This is a genomic window from Patiriisocius sp. 208BN25-11, from assembly GCF_058147145.1.
Genome location: NZ_JBYVJY010000008.1, coordinates 53,066 through 72,607, shown reverse-complemented (window position 1 = coordinate 72,607; position 19,542 = coordinate 53,066). Strand labels below are relative to the sequence as shown.

Sequence of the window (19,542 nt, the reverse complement as noted above, 5' to 3'; positions counted from 1 at the left end):
TTATATCTTAAGGTTCCAATGTTTACTTGGGTTGTATTGTATAGCACCCTTTTCAATTTCAAGAGGTGCCGTAATATTATTTGTGTACAAACTACCTGTACCCAATCCTTGAGGCAATGTACTATTTTTTGTAAAAGTATACTGCGAAATTGCGTTTAATCCTACATTGCTCTCTAAAGCCGAGGTAATCCACCAGCCAATATCTTGTGCTTCGGAAATGTGAATCCACGCATCGCTTCCTGCAAAACCTCCAATAAAGCTGGGTTTTAAAATAATAAATTGCGGCTGAATATGACGTATCAATTTTTGCTTATATTCATCTGCAAACACTCCTATCAACTCTTCGTCTAAAGCGATAGCTAACGGACTTTTATCACAAAGAGATGCCATTTCATCCCATTGTTTCACAGCGATAGGTTGTTCTATGGAGTGCAAATCTAGCTCTGAAAGTATTTTTAGCTTTTCTAATGCATTTTTAGGATCAAACGCACCATTGGCATCAACTCTCAGTTCAATTTCTGAAGCCGAGAATTCTTGTCTAATACTTTTTAGCAACTCTATTTCGGTATCAAAATCAATCGCCCCTATTTTCATTTTAATACAGCTAAAACCAGCAGCGATTTTTGCTTCTATTTGTTCTTTCATGAAAGCTGTATCTCCCATCCATATTAAGCCATTAATAGGCATGGAAGCTTCCCCTTTTGAAAAAGAAGAAGGAAATATTTGAAACGGATCATTTGCTTTTATTGATAAAAAAGCCGTCTCTACGCCAATTTGTATGGATGGAAATTCTGTAAGTGTATTGTATAAAGCTTCTTTGCCTAAATGAATATGATCACACACCCATTGCAGTGTTGCTTCATAATCTGGGCGATCATCGATACTCAAGCCACGAAGCAAACCACATTCTCCATAGCCTACTTTACCTTCATCTTCAAGAATAAGATACCAAGCTTCTTTGGTCTTTAGAATACCACGAGAAGTACCGCTGGGTTGTTTAAATTCTAGGATGTGTTTTTTGTAAGTAGCTTTCAAGTTTTTGGTCTTTGGTCTTTGGTCTCTAAATATTCAAAAAAATAAAAACGTTAAATTTCAGGTAAATTAAAATCTCTAAACTTCCAAACTATTTCCAATGGGCAATAAAACTAACTCCTTTTCTGCTTCAGAAAATTTCCGAAGTGCAGCTGCGCTATCAATTTCTATGTATCCAAAAGTATCGTAATGTACTCCTAATACCTTGTTGCATTCTACAAAGTTACTGGCTATGATGGCATCATCTACGCCCATGGTAAAATTATCTCCAATAGGTAAAATTGCCAAATCCAATTTGGTTTGCATTGGAATGAGTTTCATATCCATTGTTAAGGCGGTATCTCCTGCTATGTAAATAGACTTATCTTTAGTTGTAATTACAAATCCGCCTGGTTGCCCCCCATAACTTCCATCTGGGAAGGCACTGGTATGAACAGCATTTACATATTTAACATTTCCGAAGCGAAAGGTCCAATTTCCACCATGATTCATAGGATGCACAGTACACCCTTTTGCCTGGTAATGCATGGCAATTTCATAATTACTCACAATAGTGGCCTCAGTGTTTTTTGCAATGGATTCTGCATCTAAAATATGATCTTCATGGGCATGCGTAAGTAAGATAAAATCTGCTTGTAAGGTGTTGATATCAATTTGGTCCTTTGCTAACGGATTGCCCGTAATAAAGGGATCTACCAAAATATGCGTATCATCTATTTGAATACCAAGGCTATTCTGACCGTAATATGTAATCTTCATGGTGTGTGAATTAAGATCTTAAAAATACAATTTATTACCTTAAAAAAAACTAGTCGTAAAAAGGAGTACAGCAAACAAGAAAGTGCTTAATGCTACTTTTTTTAACTCAGGATCTAAGTTAGCTGGCTCACTATTTTTAAATACCGTAACCAAATTCAAAAACAAGGGAATAAATGCTACCAAAGATATGTATTGAAGTAAAGGAGCCTCTGACAAAAACAAATAGCCTCCGGCTGTTAAAAAAGCAATTACAATTAAAAAGGCATGGTAGTTTTTTACCTTTTTTTCTCCCAACACTACTGCTAGTGTATTTTTATGCACCTTAGCATCTTCTACCCGGTCACGCATATTATTTAAATTGAGCACGGCGGTACTCATACAGCCAATTGCGATAGCAGGAAGAAAAACGTAGCCTCCAAACTGTTTGGCAAACAAAAAATAACAACCTACTACACCCACCAAACCAAAGAATAAAAATACAAACACATCACCCATGGCTCTGTACCCATAGGCGTTGGCACCAACCGTATACTTTACTGCGGCAATGATAGCGGCTATTCCAAGATTAAAAAATATAAACGCGAGAAGCATTTGATCATTTCCAAAAGCGGTAAAGATTAATAATGAAGCTAAAAACAAGGTAATTACAGCTGTAACAATCATCCCCTTTTTTAATTCCTTAGCTGTGAGTAATCCACTTTGTAAGGCACGTTTTGGCCCCACTCTATACTCATTATCGGTCCCCTTTACACCATCTCCATAATCGTTAGCAAAGTTTGAGAGTATCTGAAAACCGAGGGTTGTAAGTAAGGCGAATACTAAAATAGGAAGCGTAAACACATCGTTTTTTACAGCTACAGCACCCGCAACTAAAATACCAGAAATTGATAACGGGAGTGTTCTAAGTCGTGCGGCAGAAATCCAAGCGCTCACTTTGGTCATAGGTAATTTGTTTTTGTAAAAATACATCATATTACCAATATCATCTCATGGAAAACAATTCAAATTTGTTTCTTTTAAAATCTGAAATAGTAAAAACTTTCCTATTTTTAAACTGAATTTTTAACACCCCATTTTTATGACTTCTACCTACCACATTGGACTCCTATTATTACGTTTCACATTCAGCGGCATGATGCTTACTCATGGCATTCCAAAACTCTTGAGACTTATTCAAGGAGATATGTCTTTTGGAGACCCTATTGGCATTGGTGCTACCCCATCTTTTATACTTACCGTATTGGCAGAAGCGATTTGTCCTTTACTTATTATTATTGGATATAAGACAAGATTGGCTAGTATCCCGGTACTCATTACCATGGCCGTTGCAGCATTCATCGTGCATGGAGCAGACCCTATTGGAACGAAAGAAAAAGCGTTGTTGTACTTATTTGCCTTTGGTGCCATTGCCTTATTAGGTGCTGGAAAGCATAGTGTTGATAGAAAATAGTTGCTTTTTTCTGCTTAAAAAACACCATATTTAAAAAATGGCATAGCGATTGAAATGTACTATTCATAACCAATACCTTTATACTATGAAAAAGTTACTACCTATTTTTAGTTTGGTATTGTTGCTAGTAAGTTGTAACAGTGTCAAAAGAAATCAAAAATTACTTGCTCAAGGAGACTATGAGCGAGCAATAGAACTAGCTGTAAAAAAAATACAGAAAGACAAGACTTCACAAAAAAACGACGCCCATATTGTAATGCTTGAAGAAGCCTTTGAAAAGGCTGTTGCTGAAGACACGAGACGAATTTCTTTTTTAGAAAAACAAAGCAATGCTTCTGGTGCTAAAGAAATCTATTATACGTACCAGAATATGGAGTACATACAAGATAGAATTAGACCTTTATTACCACTATACAGTGTAACATTAGGAAGAGATGCCAATTTTATTCTGAAAGATTACAGCTCGAACATTTTAGATGCTAAAGATAATTATATAGCATACCTCTATGAGGAGGCTGCAATATATATGAACAGGCAGACAATAAAAGATTACAGAACCGCATATCATGTATACTGTGAGATAGAAGAAGTGCAAGCTAATTACAAAGATGTTGCAACCAAAAAAGAGGATGCACGATTTTATGGGACTAACTTTGTTTTAGTGGATATCAAAAACAGCACCTATCAAATACTCCCGTACCGTTTGGAGCAAGAATTGTTAAATATAAACACCTATGGTCTTGATGAGTTTTGGACACAATATCATGCGCAAGCAGAACGAGATATTAGTTATAATTATGGCATCACACTCGAATTTAGAGATATTGCCGTTTCACCAGAACAACTTAGAGAAACAGAAGAAAGACGTACCAAACGAATCAAAGATGGCTGGGAATATGTGCTCGATAGAAGAGGAAATGTTGCCAAAGACAGTCTAGGAAATGATATTAAAAAAGACAAATACATCACTGTGACGGCAAGGGTAACCTATACCGAACAAATTAAATCTGCCTTTGTGGGTGGAGATGTAATCTATACAGATCTTTTAAACCGAAGAGTATTGAATCGTTTTCCCATGTCGAGTGAATTTGCTTTCGAAAATACGTTTGCTAGGTTTAGAGGAGACAAAAGAGCATTAACAAATGAAGATAGAGAATTTCTTAGATATGACTTTATTCCATTTCCTCCAAACGAACAACTCGTATACGATACAGGGGAAGATGTTAAACTGAAATTGAAAAACATTATCAATAATAACTCTTTTTGAAAAAAGGAACTCTTAAAAAGTGGGTTTAGATGTCTGTTCGAGCACTCCCGAAGCTTCGGGAGAGAACTACTACATTAAGATATTTTAAAATAGGTTTCGACTGCGCTCAACCAGACAAAAAATAATCCTCCATTTATTAGACTAGACCCTTGCTTTTAATTATTTTCTTAAGCATTCTTACACAAAGTTTTCTAGTTCACTTGCCTGTATGCCATGATGCGATGCATGTGCTACGGCAACTCCATTTTTTATGATAATGATTTGCGGACTTTGGTGTAATACTTGAAATGCATATCCAACTTCATCAGATAGTTCTCTATGTGCCAACAAGTCTAAGTAATATAACTTCATTTTATTAGCATCTATACTATAGGTACTTTCAAAATTTCTGAGAACCATTCTACTAATACCGCAACGAGTAGAGTGTTTAAAAATTGCAACTGGAGTGGTTTTTGACTCCTCGGTTATTATAGCTAACTGTTCTTTTCTATTTAAAACCAACCACGGTATTTCATTCATTTTTTTTGCTTCTTTTTTTGAATCTCCGCTTTTAAATGCACTAAATAATCCCATATCTCTCTTTTTTTCAAATATCGTACTTTATTGTAAATATTAGTACTTTATTGTAGTCAATTGATATTGTAGGAATTTGATGTATAACCTTACAGCAACTACTCTTAATTGTTAAAAACTAAGAGGTATTTATAACCGTTAGCAGAAATAATCTGTTTTTTATCTAAAAAACTATTTTAACATAAATTCTAGTTAATATTTCGCTATCTTGAGGCAAATTAATTTTATAACCTTATCATAATATGAAAAAAATTACAACGCTATTGATGCTAGTGCTTGCAACCACATTTGGTTGGCAAGTGAGCGCTCAAAATGGTGGTGATGACTGCGCAAGTGCCGTCATTGCCATGGAAGGAACAATTACACAAACAACTATCAATGATGCAAATGCAGGTACAAACAATGGAGATTCTGCATGGTTTGTCTACACTCCTGCTGCAAGTGGTACTATTGATGTAGCTTCTTGTTTAGGAGGTTCAGACACTCGTCTGTTCATTTGGAATGATTGCGCAGATCCTGCAGCTGCAGCAAACAATGATGATGCATGCCCTTTTGCTCCAGATGGAACAGGGAGTTCTTTTGCATCTCAAATCTTAGAATTTGCAGTAGTAGGTGGAGAAGATTACTTTATCCAATGGGATGATAGATGGAATGTTGACCCATTTGACTGGACTATTACTTATACTGCACCACCAGCTTGTCCAGAACCAGCAAATGTAATGGTTACGGCCAATGCCTTTGATGCAGATATTTCTTGGGATGCAGTTGCTGAAGCAACAATAGGATACATTGTAAATGTTTTTGATGCAGGAGCAGATCCTACTATGGACACGCCAGTATACACAGAAAATGTACCAACAGGAACACTTATGACAAGTGCTACTGGTTTAACACCAGAAACAGCTTATGATGCATATGTAATTGCAGATTGTGATGCAAATGGTATTTCTTTAGCCGACCCTATCTTTTTCCAAACGCTAGTAGCATGCCCTGCACCTGCAAATTTATCTGTAGACATGATTACAGAGTCTGACGCTGTGCTTATGTGGGATCCTGTTGCTGAAGCTTCGATTGGATACAACGTTAGAGTATTTACAGCAGGAGCAGATCCCACTATGGATACACCAATCTTTACAGAAGATGTTGCTGCTGGTACAACTACTTCAACCGTAACAGGATTGATGGGAGATGCTGGATATGATGCTTATGTAAATTCAGATTGTGATGCTAATGGATTATCATCTCTTAGCTTTGTAAACTTTAATACACCATTCCCACCTGCTGCTTGTGGAGGATTATTCATAGATTCTGGTGGATCTGCTGGAAATTATACTCCAAATGAAGTAACAACAACTACGATTACTCCAGATAACCCAGGAGAAGCTGTAACAGTTACCTTTACCTATGTAGATATCGAAACATCTACTGGTCCTGGATCACAAGGTGGATGTTGGGATTTCTTAACGGTTTATGACGGTCCAGATACAACATTCCCTGTATTAGCAATGACGTTATGTGGTGAAGAAAGTGGTGATGGAGGAGTTCCTAGTGACGCAAATAGTTTACTTTCTATAGGTGACTCATTTACTTCATCAGATCCAAGTGGAGCACTTACTTTTGTATTTACTTCTGACGGTTCTGTGCAAGAAACTGGATGGTCAGCTGATGTTACCTGTGCAATACCACCTCCAGGATGTGATGGTTTATACTTAGACTCGGGTGGAGTTGATGGAAATTATATGGCTAACGAAGTTACAGAAACAACTATTTCTCCAGACAACCCAGGTGATTTAGTAACAGTTACCTTTACCTATGTAGATATCGAAACATCTACTGGTCCTGGATCACAGGATGGATGTTGGGATTTCTTGACTGTATATGATGGTCCTGATACATCATCTCCTGTTTTAGCAATGACACTTTGCGGTGAAGAAAGTGGTGATGGAGGAGTTCCTAGTGACGCAAATAGTTTACTTTCTATAGGTGACTCATTTACATCATCGCACCCTTCTGGAGCGCTAACATTTGTGTTTACATCTGATGGATCAGTACAAGAAACAGGATGGTCTGCAGATATTACATGTGCACCAGTTGTGTTGCCATGTCCTGATGTAGAAAACTTTGCAGTAAGTGATGTGATGGAAACAACAGCAACACTTTCATGGGATGCAGCTCCTGGAGCAGTTAGTTATAACTGGGGCGTATTTATTGCAGGAGCAGATCCTGATGTAGACACACCAGTTTCATTTGAATTGGCTACAACCAATTTAACAGGAATGGCTCAAGGCTTAATCCCTAATACTGCTTATGATGCTTACATTAGAACAAACTGTGATGTGAATGAAAGTGATGGCGTTGGTCCAGTTTCATTTACTACAGCTGAATTAGGTGTAAACGATTTTAACACAAATACATTTGTATTTGCTCCTAACCCAACAAATGGTGTTATCAATGTTCAATCAAGAACAGCAGTAAGCACTATTACAATTGTTAACATGTTAGGACAAAATGTAATGACCATCTCTCCAAACAGTGATGCTTTTACTATAGATACTACTGGATTATCAAGTGGTGCATACTTTATCAATGCAACTATAGATGGTGCACAAGTAACTAAAAAGCTTATTAGAGAATAATAATCTTTTAAATATATTTGAAAAGCCGCTTCTTGCAAGCGGCTTTTTTTATGTCAAAATGTCTCCAAAACCCCTTGATTTCAAAGACATTTTGTCGCTTTTTGGAAATGGTGCGACTTTTGAAATAGTGTTTCAAAATTGATTACCATGAATTTTAACAACTATACTATAAAATCTCAAGAAGCTATTCAACAAGCACAGCAAATAGCTCAAGAAAATGAACATCAACAAATAGAAAACGAACATATACTAAAAGCGATTCTTGAAATTGATGAACATGTTACACCATTTATTTTAAAAAAACTCAATGTAAACATTGAACTTTTAAAGCAAGTATTGGAAAAACAACTCCAAACATTTCCTAAAGTAAGCGGCACAGATATACTCCTTTCTAGAGAAGCCGGAAAAACAATTAATGAAGCGAGCATTATTGCTAAAAAAATGGAAGACGAATTTGTTTCTATTGAACATCTTCTATTAGCCATTTTTAAAAGTAAAAGTAGCATTGCGCAATCTTTAAAAGACCAAGGTGTTACAGAAAAAACACTGCTACTTGCCATAGAAGAATTACGCAATGGAGAAAAAGTAACTTCTCAAAGTGCAGAAAACGCATACAACTCACTAGACAAGTATGCAAAAAATCTCAACAAACTAGCACAAGATGGCAAACTAGATCCTGTTATTGGTCGTGATGAGGAAATACGCCGTATTCTTCAAATTCTCTCTAGACGTACTAAAAATAATCCAATGTTAGTTGGAGAACCTGGAACCGGAAAAACAGCAATTGCAGAGGGACTAGCACACCGCGTGGTAGATGGTGATGTACCTGAAAATTTAAAATCAAAACAAATCTATTCACTTGATATGGGTGCGCTTATTGCTGGTGCCAAATACAAAGGTGAATTTGAAGAACGACTCAAAGCTGTCATAAAAGAAGTAACCTCTAGCGATGGTGATATTGTACTTTTTATAGACGAAATACACACCCTAGTGGGCGCAGGAGGTGGCCAAGGAGCTATGGATGCTGCTAACATCTTAAAACCAGCACTAGCAAGAGGAGAACTAAGAGCCATTGGAGCCACAACTCTAGATGAATATCAAAAGTATTTCGAAAAAGACAAAGCACTAGAACGCAGATTCCAGAGAGTCGTTGTAGACGAACCTGACACAGAAAGCGCCATCTCTATTTTGCGAGGCATCAAAGAAAAATACGAAACGCACCACAAAGTTCGTATTAAAGATGAAGCCATAATCGCTGCTGTAAATCTATCGCAACGCTATATTACCAATCGTTTTTTACCAGACAAAGCCATCGACTTAATTGATGAAGCCGCAAGTAAATTAAGAATGGAGATCAATAGCAAACCAGAAGAACTAGATGTATTAGACAGAAAAATAATGCAGCTAGAAATTGAAATTGAAGCCATTAAACGTGAAAAAGATGAAACCAAACTAAAAACGTTACGCAGTGAATTGGCAAATCATAAAGAAATTAGAAACGAACTACACGCAAAATGGCAAAGTGAAAAAGACCTTGTAGAAGCGATTCAAAAGCACAAAACGGATATCGAATCCTATAAAATAGAAGCCGAAAAAGCCGAAAGAGAAGGAGATTTTGGTACTGTTGCTGAACTTCGCTACGGAAAGATTAAAGACACCCAAGAGTTGTTAAGGGATCTAGAAAAACAAGTGGCCGAAAAAGAAAGTGAACAATCCCTCATTAAGGAAGAAGTCACCAATGAAGACATAGCCGAAGTGGTTGCTAAATGGACAGGAATTCCAGTCACAAAAATGCTACAAAGTGATCGTGAAAAATTATTATCTCTCGAAAAAGAATTACACAAAAGAGTGGTAGGACAAGAAGAGGCCATCATTGCTGTTAGTGACGCCATTAGAAGAAGCAGAGCTGGATTGCAAGATGTTAAAAAACCCATTGGTAGCTTTCTATTTTTAGGAACCACTGGAGTTGGAAAAACCGAACTCGCCAAAGCCTTAGCGCAATATTTATTCGATGATGAAAATGCAATGACACGAATCGATATGAGCGAATACCAAGAACGTCATAGTGTAAGCAGACTTGTTGGAGCTCCTCCAGGATACGTAGGGTATGATGAAGGTGGGCAATTAACCGAAGCTGTTAGAAGAAAACCTTACTCTGTTGTACTCTTAGATGAAATAGAAAAGGCGCATCCAGATACGTTTAACATCCTTCTACAAGTATTAGATGAGGGAAGACTAACTGATAATAAAGGGCGTATAGCAGATTTCAAAAATACCATTATTATCATGACTAGTAATATGGGAAGCACCATTATTCAGGACACGTTTGAGGCCGTAAAGGACATTGACACCGCTATAGAGCGAGCGAGAGTGGATGTTTTAGGACTCCTAAAACAAACCGTACGCCCAGAATTTCTAAATAGAATAGATGACATCATTCTCTTTACACCGCTTTCAAAAAAGGATATTACAGAAATTGTTTCCTTACAAATAAAAGGAATTACCAAAATGTTAGCGCAACAACAAATTACGTTTGATGCTACCACTGAGGCAATAACATATTTAGCCGAAAAAGGATTTGATCCACAATTTGGGGCTAGACCCGTAAAAAGAGTACTGCAAAGAGAAGTGTTAAATAAATTGTCTAAGGAAATCCTAGCTGGAAAAGTAACTACAGACAGCATCATTTTATTAGATTCTTTTAATAACAACTTAGTGTTTAGAAATCAAAATGATGTAGTACCCACATAATCATAGGGCCGAGCTACCCTGAATGTAATTTTTGTATTCAATAGTTCATTTTTCATAATTGGTTGGTTAGTTTGAAAACCGTCTCATCTTTGATAGATAGACGGTTTTTGTATTTTGTCTAAAAAAAACGACTCATACATGTAACAATATCAGGCACTTAACGTCATATAACTGTAACCATTAAAATCAATCAAAATGAAAAATCAAAATCAAATCACCGTAATTCCTGAACCTAAACAAAGGCGTAATAATGCTTTAGCCATCTATATGCTAAGCATTACAACAGTAGTAATAAGCTATTCAATTTACATGGCACAAATTCACTTATAGTTTTACATTCGACTATAGAAAATCCGCTCTAATTCAATATTGGAGCGGATTTTTTTTACATTTACACAAAAACAATAGATGACTTACTTCGGAAATTTGAAAGCCTCAATTGCTGTTATTTTACTACTTATTAGTATTAATTCATGCACAAATAGCCCAGACAAAGACGCTACCACCTTATATTTTATTCGTCATGCTGAAAAAGACCGAAGTGACAAACTAAACAATGACCCAGCACTTACAGCAGAAGGAAAACAACGTTCTAACAACTGGGCTACGTTTTTTGAAGACAAAAATATTGATGCCGTTTACAGCACAGATTACAATAGAACCCGAGAAACTGCCATCCCAATTGCTAAGAAAAACAACTTGGAAATTGTATTGTATACGCACAAGAGTTTTTTATCTGAAAATTTCATAACAAAAAATAAAGGAAAAAACATTGTTGTTGTTGGACATAGTAATACGGTACCATTACTTGTAAACAAGCTTCTTGAAAAAGAAAAATACCAAAATATTGCCGACGAAGACAACAATGATTTGTTTATCGTAACACACAAAAACGATCAAACATCTGCAACGAGAAAAAAGGTAGACTAAACGCTACCTAAATTCTTTTTATAAGCCCTATTTTTGCAGGCATGGCGCTCCAGAAAAACATAAAAATTAAAAATCGAAAAGCTAGATTTGAGTACGAAATCCTAGACAAATACACTGCGGGTATAGTTTTGGCAGGTACAGAGATAAAAGCCATAAGAGAAGGACAAGCCTCTATTGCCGAAAGCTTTTGCGAGTTTAATGAACGTGGCGAATTATTTGTAATCAATATGACCGTACAAGAATACAGTCATGCCACACATTTTAATCACAATCCTAAAAGCGAACGCAAATTATTGCTTACTAAAAATGAGTTAAAGAAACTCGCAAAAAATGTAAAAACATCGGGGCTCACAATTATACCCTTACTCCTTTTTACAAACGACAAAGGGCTTGCCAAAATGGAAATAGCTTTATGTCGAGGAAAACGTGAGTTTGATAAAAGAGATAGCATTAAAGACCGTGATAACAAACGTGATCTTAGCAGACTAAAAAAGAACTTTAACAACTAGCTACTCTGCCCGCTTAGTAATCATTCTTATTTGCCCCATGTGGTTGGCTTGATGCTCCATAACATGATACCATGCCCAATGGTAATTCATTCCAGCACGTCTTTCTTTTAGCCAAGCATCATCCTTAGTCTTTAATAACTTTTTAGTGTCTTTGCGAACCGCATCCCAAATATCTAAGTAATATGAAATTGGTTTGCCTTGTAAGGCTTTGCGACCTTCATCTCCTAAGTTCATTGCAGGACCCCATTCCTTCTCTTCGGCAGCATTAAAATTTCTTCCTTCAAACGTATAGACTTGATAATACTTTTCTGTTGCTGCCAAATGATAAATCATGGCACCTATCCTATTGGCATTTTCATCTAACAGAAAGTCGGTTGCATTTTGATCTAAATTCCCAACCGTTCTAGTAATTCGCTGCTTCAAATCATCAAGCATAGAAACCAAAACGCCCACATTAGAGGAATACCCTTTTTCTTCTTTGATGATATTTTGAGAACTAACTGGCAGTATGTACAAAAACAAAACAATGAGTATAAATACTTTTTTCATGATGATGGTTTTAAAGAGTGATACTATTATAAACAATTAAAATAGTAAAAAGTATCTAATATTTCAGCATGAATTAAACTAAAACCCTGTAAAAGAGTGAATTCAAAGCAAAACAAGTATTCTAAGAAGTTAAATCTGTGATAAATTGTTCTTGTCAAAGAGCATCAATTAGTATCTTCGTTATAGTAAATGGGTACTATTTCATGAAAAAAATACTGTTTTTAATACTATGCTGCTTTCTATTTCAAGGTCAAGCACAAATTATAGGAAAAATAACCAATACCGCTAATGAAGCATTGCCCTATGTAAACATCTATGTTAAAAACACCTACACGGGGACGACCTCAAATGATGATGGAAACTACGAATTAAATGTCGAAAAACTAGGAACCTATAGTATCATCTACCAATTTTTAGGCTACAAAAAGATTACAAAAGAAGTAACTATTGAACGTTTTCCTTTTATCCTAAACGTATCATTAGAAGCAGAAACTACCAGCCTCGATGAAGTTGTGATTACTAGTGATGAAGATCCAGCCATCCGCATTATAAGAGCTACCATCGCTCAGCGAAAAGAAAACCTAGCAAAAATAAGCGAGTACACTGCAGATTTTTACTCCAGAGGATTATGGAAAGTAAAAGATGTACCAGAAAAAATACTAGGAAGAGAAGTAGGTGACTTACAAGGAGCATTAGATTCTACCAGAAGCGGTATTATTTATCTTTCAGAAAGCATTTCAAAAATATCCTACCAACAACCCAACGATTTTAATGAGCGTATTATCGCTAGTAAAGTGAGCGGTAATGACAATGGTTTTAGCTTTAACAGCGCGCAAGAATCTACCTTTTCGTTTTATGAAAACACCATAGATTTAAACACAGCTATTGTATCTCCTATAGCCAATAATGCATTTAGCTATTATGACTATAAATTGGATGGAGTTTTTTATGAGGGTAGTAAACTAATTAATAAAATAAAAGTCATTCCAAAAAGACCAAAAGATCGTGTTTTTAAAGGCATCATTTATATTGTAGAAGATGATTGGCAATTATATGGCGTAGAAATCTCAACGACGGGCGCAGCGATTCAAGTACCCTTTATCAAAGAATTGGTCTTCAAGCAAAACTTTAAATATGATGAAGCCCACGATTTTTGGGTAAAACTATCACAAACCATAGATTTTGGTTTTGGTTTTATGGGGCTTAATGGAGATGGTCGTTACATTTGTGTATACAGTAATTACGACTTTGAACCCGACTTCAACAAACGATCTTTTAGCAATGAGGTGCTTTCTTTTGAACCGGAAGCTAATAAAAAAGACAGTCTATTCTGGACAGGAACACGTCCAGTTCCGCTTACAAATGAAGAACTTGACGACTATATAAAGAAAGACAGTATACAAACCCTTAGGAGGTCTAAACCTTATTTAGACTCGTTAGATCAGGTCTCTAATAAATTTAGCCTCTTAGATCCATTACTTGGCTATTCATTCGCGAACAGCTACAAAAAATGGAGAATTAGCTATGATGGACCTGTTGAAGGAATAGCATTTAATACCATACAAGGCTATAATAGTAATGCAGGGATTCGTTTTTACAAATGGTACAATGAGAGCCAGACAAAGTGGTTGGCGGCAAATATTAATGCTACCTATGGTATTTCGGAAGACAAAGTTCGCTTTACAGGTGGCATCACTAAAAATTTCAATAGAAAAAACAACCTTAGAATATCGCTTGCAGGAGGTAGTAGGATTGCACAATTTAATAGTAGCGAACCCATATCGCCGCTTATAAATAGTATTTCGACCTTGTTCTTTGAAAGAAATTTTCTCAAAGGCTATGAACTTGATTTTGCGCAATTAAATTATAGACAAGAGCTATTTAATGGCTTTGAAGCCTTTGCTAGAGTTGGCTATGAAAACAGGAGCGCTCTATTTAATACTACCGATCAATATTACATAAACAATGAAGGTGTAAGCTTTACCTCTAACAACCCAATAGCGCCGCAAGATTTTAGTTCTCCAGGTATTGCAAATCACAGTATTTTTAAATCACAATTGACTGCTCGTATTGTGTTTGGACAAAAATATTTCTCCAATCCAGATATGAAGTTCAATATCGGAAATGAGTTATACCCGAGGCTTGATCTCACCATTGAGAATGGATTAGGCGCTTCAGATAGCAAGTATAATTTCACCCAACTAAGAGCAGAAATCTATCAAGATTTTGGTCTTGCAAACAAAGGAAGGTTTTACTACAGATTAAAAGGAGGAACTTTTTTTAATGCAGACGATATCTCTTTTGTAGACTACCAACACTTTAACGGGAATCAAACCAGAGTTGGAACTACTGTCACATACACCAACATATTTAACCTGCTTCCTTATTACGATTTAAGCACCAATAAAAGTTATTTGGAAGGGCACCTAGAGCATGATTTTAAAGGGTGGATTTTAGGTAAAATCCCAGGGATAAACGAGTTAAACTTCAATTTGGTTGTTGGAGCACATGTATTGGCTACAGAAACTAGAAAACCGTATTCAGAATTCTCTATAGGAATAGACAATCTCGGTTTTGGTGATTATCGTTTGCTTAGAATAGATTATGTGCGCTCAAATTATAATGGTGTGCAAGACGGCGCTTTTATTTTTGGGTTGAAATTTTTAGACTTATTAGGTCTTTAATAGGTTATTCTGAAATGTTAGTTCTCTAATTTTTGTCCTCTAACAAGGGGACAAATCTAAATTCTCCAAAGGTTTCTTTGTTAAATTCTGTTTCTGAAGCTCTTGTAAAAACCGTCATTATTTGCACTTTATCACCGACTGGAATCACAAGCTTTCCTCCTACTTTTAATTGCGCTAACAAGGGTTTAGGTACAAAAGGAGCCCCTGCAGTTACAATAATCCCATCAAAAGGTGCTTCTTCTTGCAATCCAATATAGCCATCACCAAAAATGAGTTTTTTAGGACGATAGCCTAGCTTTGCTAAAAAGAGTTTTGTTTTTTTAAAGAGCTCGTTTTGGCGCTCTATACTAAATACTGTAGCACCCACTTCTAATAGAACAGCTGTTTGATAACCACTCCCCGTTCCTATTTCTAATACTTTAGCTCCTTTTTTGAGATCCAGCAATTCTGTTTGTCTAGCAACTGTATAGGGTTGCGAAATGGTTTGATCTGCCGCAATTGGAAACGCTTTATCTACATAAGCATGATCTACAAAACCACTATCCATAAATAAATGTCTGGGAATGGTGTTGATTGCCTTTAAAACCAACCGATTAGAAATCCCTTTTTTTTCTAGGACTTCAACCAATCGTTTTCGCATGCCTTGGTGTGTAAAGGTGTCTTTCAATAGTGGGGTTTTGATGCATGCAAAATACTAAAAAGCAGTTTAATTTTTTAAAATTTCCGAAGATATCGAGCTCAAAAAATAAGTGTTTGCTTTGCTTGAGTATACCTATCTTTGTGGCATGGCAAATCATCCAGACTCTATTAGATTAAACAAAGCGATAAGTGATAGCGGCTATTGTTCTAGACGCAAAGCAGATACGCTTATTGAACAAGGGCGCGTTACTTTAAACGGAACTCCCGTATCGCTTGGAGACCGAGCAATGCCTGGTGATGAAATCCATGTAGATGGTCATCTTATTACAGAAAATACAAACCTAGTCTATATTGCCCTAAACAAACCAGTGGGAATTACCTGTACCACAGACCAGCGTGTGGAAGGAAATGTCGTAGATTTTATTGGACATAAAGAGCGTATTTTTCATGTAGGACGTCTTGACAAACCAAGTGAAGGTTTACTGTTAATGACTAATGATGGTGATATCGTCAACAAAATTTTACGTGCTGGTAACAAACACGAAAAAGAATACATCGTTACGACAGACAGGCCCATTACAGATGATTTTATTCGTAGAATGAGTAGTGGAATACCTTTAGCAGAGTTAGAAACCACTACAAAAAAGTGTCATGTAGAACGTTTGAGTAGATTTGTTTTTAAGATTGTATTAATTCAAGGACTCAACCGCCAGATTCGTAGAATGTGCGAATATCTTGAATATGAAGTACTCGCTTTAAAACGAGTAAGAATTATGAATATTGACCTTGGAAGCCTTGCTATTGGGACTTGGCGTGATCTAACAGAAGCAGAAGTACAAGGATTACAAGAAGCAGTCTCGGAGTCAAACAATAGTTCTTTTGTAGATCAAACTCTAAAACACAAGCAAACAAATACTGGTTCTAGAAAAGAAACTAAACAACATTTTTCGAGAAATACTACTAGGGAAGTTGGGACTAACGGCAGACGCCGAAGAGGTAGAAATACTTAAAAAAAATAACCACACGCCGACTAGGTAACGTGTGATCTTTCAACTAACTAACCAAATTAAATTTCAATTACGAAATTTCCCAGCCTTTTGCTCTCTATTCAATTATGAATACGACTTGTAAAGAATCTCACTAACTTTACTTCGCACTGCAAAATTAAAATAATTATTACAGTACTAGAAGTATTCTATTTGTCCTAAATCTAACAAAATGTGTCAATGGTCGAAAACCATGCTGACATTTATAAAAATAGACAATATAATACTATTTCTAATGAATCAAAACATACTAAAAACATACTAATAAAACACAATTCGATGCATTTCAGCGATTTAAAAACCTTGTTAATTATAGTAGGTATTAAATATGTCTTTTATCTCATCTATTGGAATGGTTGTATTTTCATATACTTCCATTTTATGTAACATTTGATCCATAACTCCTTGTCGAATTCCCATTTTTAAACCAAAGTTTCGCACCGCTTCAATCTCACTTTCATCTGCTTCATTATCGATGTGCATGAGTAGCATCATTTTATAAAAATGTGTAATACGAGCTACTTCGGTATTAGGTATTTGTGAGGGTAATGGATTTTCGAATAAAATTTTAACCTCATCATCGTGAATATCCATACGATCTGCTATGCTCATAATAAAATCGTACTCTTCAGCAGTAATTTTATTATCAGCTTTTGCGATCACAATTAAATCGCTTAACAACGCCTGTTTTGTCTTATCCATCCTTAAAGATAAAAAAAAGCCTTGAATCTATATTCAAGGCTTTCCAAAAATATCTAATGTTTTATTCCAATTAGCTCAAAACAGCCTGTACTTTATCTGCTGCTTCTTGAAATTCAATAGCACTTTGTACATCTAAACCACTATTGTCTATCAATTCTTTTGCGATATCTGCATTGGTTCCTTGTAAACGAACAATTATAGGTACATTGATAGTCCCCATGTTTTTATAAGCATCTACAATACCTTGTGCTACTCGATCACAACGTACAATACCTCCAAATATATTTACAAGAATTGCTTTTACAGCAGGATCTTTTAAAATAAGGTTAAAAGCCGCTTCAACACGTTCTGCATCTGCAGTACCTCCAACATCCAAGAAGTTTGCTGGCTCACCACCTGCCTGCTTGATTAAATCCATAGTAGCCATTGCCAATCCAGCACCGTTTACCATACATCCTACGTTACCATCAAGGTCAACATAGTTTAATCCAACAGCTTTTGCTTCTACTTCTACTGGGTTTTCTTCACGTAAATCACGCATTGCTTCATAATCTTTGTGACGGAATAATGCATTATCATCGATACTTACTTTTGCATCAACTGCAATAATTTTATCATCGCTTGTCTTTAACACTGGGTTAATTTCAAACATAGAAGAATCACTACTTTCATACGCTTTTACAAGCGCAGCTACAAATTTTGTCATTTGCTTAAAAGCTTGTCCGCTTAACCCTAAGTTAAAAGCTACTTTTCTCGCTTGAAAAGGAAGTAATCCTGTTGCAGGATCAATCTCTTCATGAAAAATTAGGTGAGGTGTTTCTTCGGCAACGGTTTCAATATCCATTCCACCTTCTGTAGAATACATGATCATGTTTCTACCTGTTACACGGTTTAACAAAACACTGATGTAAAATTCTTCTGGTTCACTATCACCTGGGTAATACACATCTTCTGCCACCAATACTTGGTGTACTTTTTTACCTTCAGCACTCGTTTGAGGCGTGATAAGGTTCATTCCAATAATATCGTTAGCGATACTTTTTACTTCATCAAGGTTTTTGGCTAATTTAACACCACCACCTTTACCACGTCCACCAGCGTGAACTTGGGCTTTAATAACATGCCATCCAGTACCCGTTTCTTCGGTTAACTTTTTAGCAGCTGCTACTGCCTCTTCGGGAGTTTGAGCAACAATACCACGCTGTATTTGAACGCCAAAACTATTTAAAACTTCTTTTCCTTGATATTCGTGTAAATTCATATGTATGCCCGCATTATCGGGTTGCTATTAAATGACTAAAAAATATGGTACTAAGCGATTCGCTTAAACGTGCGACAAAAATAATAAATGTTATGAGAATGCACTAATTTTTTAATGGAGGTTCTCTTCTGAAATAGGATTGGGTCGCAATTGTTTTTGGTACTTAAAATTTCAGAAAAAATAGCGACACTAGCTATCTTTTTTTTTCTTCTCAGGCATAGGGCCTCGTAAATGAATAATAAGACCATTTAAGAAATTACGGAGTATTTGGTCACCACATTCCATGTACTTTGGATGTGTTTCATTTCTAAAAAAAGCACCAAGCTCACTTTTACTTACTTTAAAATCTACTAGTTCTAGGATTTTAACAATATCATCGTCGCGAAGTTTATGAGCTACACGTAGTTTTTTAAAAATATCATTATTGTTAAGTGGCATACAGTTGTTTTTTACAAAGATATCAGTATCTCAATGGTATGCCTTATTCTGGAAGATCTTTTACAAAAAAACGTTTCAAGAAGCCGTAGAAAACACTTTTCTTGTAGCGCTTTTTTCCCAAATAACGATCTGCTTGCATTTTATTTGTTACATACAATAACAATAAAAGTATTGCTATGATAAATAAAATAAATAAGATGATTATTTTCAAGGTAAGAGGTTTTTTAACATTGCAATATACATTAAAAGTGATAATTAGATTTATTTAGATCTTCTTTATTATCATTTTTGAACGTTTTGGGTTACATCTTAAACA

General features: G+C 35.9%; 18 protein-coding genes. 8 read left to right on the top strand and 10 right to left on the bottom strand.

All coding sequences use genetic code 11. From position 1 onward, the window contains the following. The 3 genes from ACY2RS_RS10620 to menA form a co-directional block, all read right to left on the bottom strand. Positions 1 to 1,035 carry an o-succinylbenzoate synthase gene (locus ACY2RS_RS10620; protein WP_490098632.1) on the bottom strand — a complete coding sequence of 345 codons (1,035 nt, stop codon included), beginning with the start codon at positions 1,033 to 1,035 and terminating at the stop codon, positions 1 to 3. Positions 1,036 to 1,110: 75 nt separating this feature from the next. Next, positions 1,111 to 1,791: a metal-dependent hydrolase gene (locus tag ACY2RS_RS10615; RefSeq protein ID WP_490098631.1), complete on the bottom strand. Its 681-nt coding sequence runs from the start codon at positions 1,789 to 1,791 to the stop codon at positions 1,111 to 1,113. 39 nt (positions 1,792 to 1,830) lie between these two features. Further along, on the bottom strand, positions 1,831 to 2,733 hold the full coding sequence (gene menA / locus ACY2RS_RS10610) for a 1,4-dihydroxy-2-naphthoate octaprenyltransferase (RefSeq protein WP_490098630.1): 903 nt from the start codon (positions 2,731 to 2,733) through the stop codon (positions 1,831 to 1,833). 136 nt (positions 2,734 to 2,869) lie between these two features. Between menA and ACY2RS_RS10605 the strand changes: the two genes are divergently transcribed. Both ACY2RS_RS10605 and ACY2RS_RS10600 read left to right on the top strand, forming a co-directional pair. After that, complete coding sequence (locus ACY2RS_RS10605) at positions 2,870 to 3,241, top strand: DoxX family protein (protein ID WP_490098629.1); 372 nt, start codon at positions 2,870 to 2,872, stop codon at positions 3,239 to 3,241. 85 nt (positions 3,242 to 3,326) lie between these two features. Further along, positions 3,327 to 4,508 carry a hypothetical protein gene (locus tag ACY2RS_RS10600; protein WP_490098628.1) on the top strand — a complete coding sequence of 394 codons (1,182 nt, stop codon included), beginning with the start codon at positions 3,327 to 3,329 and terminating at the stop codon, positions 4,506 to 4,508. Between the two features lie 177 nt (positions 4,509 to 4,685). Here ACY2RS_RS10600 and ytxJ read toward each other — a convergent pair whose 3' ends face one another. Further along, on the bottom strand, positions 4,686 to 5,081 hold the full coding sequence (gene ytxJ / locus ACY2RS_RS10595; protein WP_490098627.1) for a bacillithiol system redox-active protein YtxJ: 396 nt from the start codon (positions 5,079 to 5,081) through the stop codon (positions 4,686 to 4,688). A 242-nt stretch (positions 5,082 to 5,323) separates the two neighbouring features. Here ytxJ and ACY2RS_RS10590 point away from each other — a divergent pair, with 242 nt between their 5' ends. The 4 genes from ACY2RS_RS10590 to smpB all read left to right on the top strand — a co-directional run bounded on the left by ACY2RS_RS10590 (position 5,324) and on the right by smpB (position 11,907). After that, a complete protein-coding gene (locus ACY2RS_RS10590; RefSeq protein WP_490098626.1) occupies positions 5,324 to 7,717 on the top strand; it encodes a T9SS type A sorting domain-containing protein in 2,394 nt (797 codons plus the stop codon). Between the two features lie 147 nt (positions 7,718 to 7,864). After that, positions 7,865 to 10,468, top strand: coding sequence for an ATP-dependent chaperone ClpB (clpB, locus tag ACY2RS_RS10585; protein WP_490098625.1), 2,604 nt, complete (start codon positions 7,865 to 7,867; stop codon positions 10,466 to 10,468). Between the two features lie 408 nt (positions 10,469 to 10,876). Then, on the top strand, positions 10,877 to 11,398 hold the full coding sequence (locus tag ACY2RS_RS10580) for a SixA phosphatase family protein (RefSeq protein ID WP_490098624.1): 522 nt from the start codon (positions 10,877 to 10,879) through the stop codon (positions 11,396 to 11,398). Positions 11,399 to 11,439: 41 nt separating this feature from the next. Then, the gene (smpB, locus tag ACY2RS_RS10575; protein ID WP_490098623.1) at positions 11,440 to 11,907 is read left to right on the top strand and encodes an SsrA-binding protein SmpB; all 468 of its coding nucleotides are present in this window, start codon (positions 11,440 to 11,442) and stop codon (positions 11,905 to 11,907) included. Here smpB and ACY2RS_RS10570 read toward each other — a convergent pair whose 3' ends face one another. Continuing rightward, a complete protein-coding gene (locus ACY2RS_RS10570) occupies positions 11,908 to 12,456 on the bottom strand; it encodes a mycothiol transferase (RefSeq protein WP_490098622.1) in 549 nt (182 codons plus the stop codon). A 203-nt stretch (positions 12,457 to 12,659) separates the two neighbouring features. Between ACY2RS_RS10570 and ACY2RS_RS10565 the strand changes: the two genes are divergently transcribed. Next, on the top strand, positions 12,660 to 15,140 hold the full coding sequence (locus ACY2RS_RS10565; protein ID WP_490098621.1) for a DUF5686 and carboxypeptidase regulatory-like domain-containing protein: 2,481 nt from the start codon (positions 12,660 to 12,662) through the stop codon (positions 15,138 to 15,140). Between the two features lie 25 nt (positions 15,141 to 15,165). Here the strand turns inward: ACY2RS_RS10565 and ACY2RS_RS10560 are convergent, their stop codons facing one another. Continuing rightward, positions 15,166 to 15,807 (bottom strand): protein-L-isoaspartate(D-aspartate) O-methyltransferase, encoded by a 642-nt coding sequence (locus ACY2RS_RS10560; RefSeq protein WP_490098620.1) that lies wholly within the window; start codon positions 15,805 to 15,807, stop codon positions 15,166 to 15,168. Between the two features lie 118 nt (positions 15,808 to 15,925). Between ACY2RS_RS10560 and rluF the strand changes: the two genes are divergently transcribed. After that, on the top strand, positions 15,926 to 16,789 hold the full coding sequence (rluF, locus tag ACY2RS_RS10555) for a 23S rRNA pseudouridine(2604) synthase RluF (RefSeq protein WP_490098682.1): 864 nt from the start codon (positions 15,926 to 15,928) through the stop codon (positions 16,787 to 16,789). Between the two features lie 342 nt (positions 16,790 to 17,131). Here the strand turns inward: rluF and ACY2RS_RS10550 are convergent, their stop codons facing one another. The 4 genes from ACY2RS_RS10550 to ACY2RS_RS10535 all read right to left on the bottom strand — a co-directional run bounded on the left by ACY2RS_RS10550 (position 17,132) and on the right by ACY2RS_RS10535 (position 19,437). After that, positions 17,132 to 17,527, bottom strand: coding sequence for a tellurite resistance TerB family protein (locus ACY2RS_RS10550; RefSeq protein ID WP_490098619.1), 396 nt, complete (start codon positions 17,525 to 17,527; stop codon positions 17,132 to 17,134). A gap of 70 nt (positions 17,528 to 17,597) precedes the next feature. Then, entirely contained in the window at positions 17,598 to 18,788 is a 1,191-nt protein-coding gene (sucC, locus tag ACY2RS_RS10545; RefSeq protein ID WP_490098618.1) for an ADP-forming succinate--CoA ligase subunit beta, read from the bottom strand. A 189-nt stretch (positions 18,789 to 18,977) separates the two neighbouring features. Next, positions 18,978 to 19,226: a DUF1456 family protein gene (locus tag ACY2RS_RS10540; RefSeq protein ID WP_490098617.1), complete on the bottom strand. Its 249-nt coding sequence runs from the start codon at positions 19,224 to 19,226 to the stop codon at positions 18,978 to 18,980. A gap of 43 nt (positions 19,227 to 19,269) precedes the next feature. Further along, positions 19,270 to 19,437 (bottom strand): hypothetical protein, encoded by a 168-nt coding sequence (locus ACY2RS_RS10535; protein ID WP_490098616.1) that lies wholly within the window; start codon positions 19,435 to 19,437, stop codon positions 19,270 to 19,272. Positions 19,438 to 19,542: the final 105 nt, after the last annotated feature.

Bases quoted from the DNA above. Each gene is read 5' to 3' on its own strand.
- ACY2RS_RS10615 (WP_490098631.1), bottom strand. From the start codon at position 1,791: ATGAAGATTACATATTACGGTCAGAATAGCCTTGGTATTCAAATAGAT.
- menA (WP_490098630.1), bottom strand. From the start codon at position 2,733: ATGACCAAAGTGAGCGCTTGGATTTCTGCCGCACGACTTAGAACACTC.
- ACY2RS_RS10605 (WP_490098629.1), top strand. From the start codon at position 2,870: ATGACTTCTACCTACCACATTGGACTCCTATTATTACGTTTCACATTC.
- ACY2RS_RS10600 (WP_490098628.1), top strand. From the start codon at position 3,327: ATGAAAAAGTTACTACCTATTTTTAGTTTGGTATTGTTGCTAGTAAGT.
- ytxJ (WP_490098627.1), bottom strand. From the start codon at position 5,081: ATGGGATTATTTAGTGCATTTAAAAGCGGAGATTCAAAAAAAGAAGCA.
- ACY2RS_RS10590 (WP_490098626.1), top strand. From the start codon at position 5,324: ATGAAAAAAATTACAACGCTATTGATGCTAGTGCTTGCAACCACATTT.
- clpB (WP_490098625.1), top strand. From the start codon at position 7,865: ATGAATTTTAACAACTATACTATAAAATCTCAAGAAGCTATTCAACAA.
- ACY2RS_RS10580 (WP_490098624.1), top strand. From the start codon at position 10,877: ATGACTTACTTCGGAAATTTGAAAGCCTCAATTGCTGTTATTTTACTA.
- smpB (WP_490098623.1), top strand. From the start codon at position 11,440: ATGGCGCTCCAGAAAAACATAAAAATTAAAAATCGAAAAGCTAGATTT.
- ACY2RS_RS10570 (WP_490098622.1), bottom strand. From the start codon at position 12,456: ATGAAAAAAGTATTTATACTCATTGTTTTGTTTTTGTACATACTGCCA.
- ACY2RS_RS10565 (WP_490098621.1), top strand. From the start codon at position 12,660: ATGAAAAAAATACTGTTTTTAATACTATGCTGCTTTCTATTTCAAGGT.
- rluF (WP_490098682.1), top strand. From the start codon at position 15,926: ATGGCAAATCATCCAGACTCTATTAGATTAAACAAAGCGATAAGTGAT.
- ACY2RS_RS10550 (WP_490098619.1), bottom strand. From the start codon at position 17,527: ATGGATAAGACAAAACAGGCGTTGTTAAGCGATTTAATTGTGATCGCA.
- sucC (WP_490098618.1), bottom strand. From the start codon at position 18,788: ATGAATTTACACGAATATCAAGGAAAAGAAGTTTTAAATAGTTTTGGC.
- ACY2RS_RS10540 (WP_490098617.1), bottom strand. From the start codon at position 19,226: ATGCCACTTAACAATAATGATATTTTTAAAAAACTACGTGTAGCTCAT.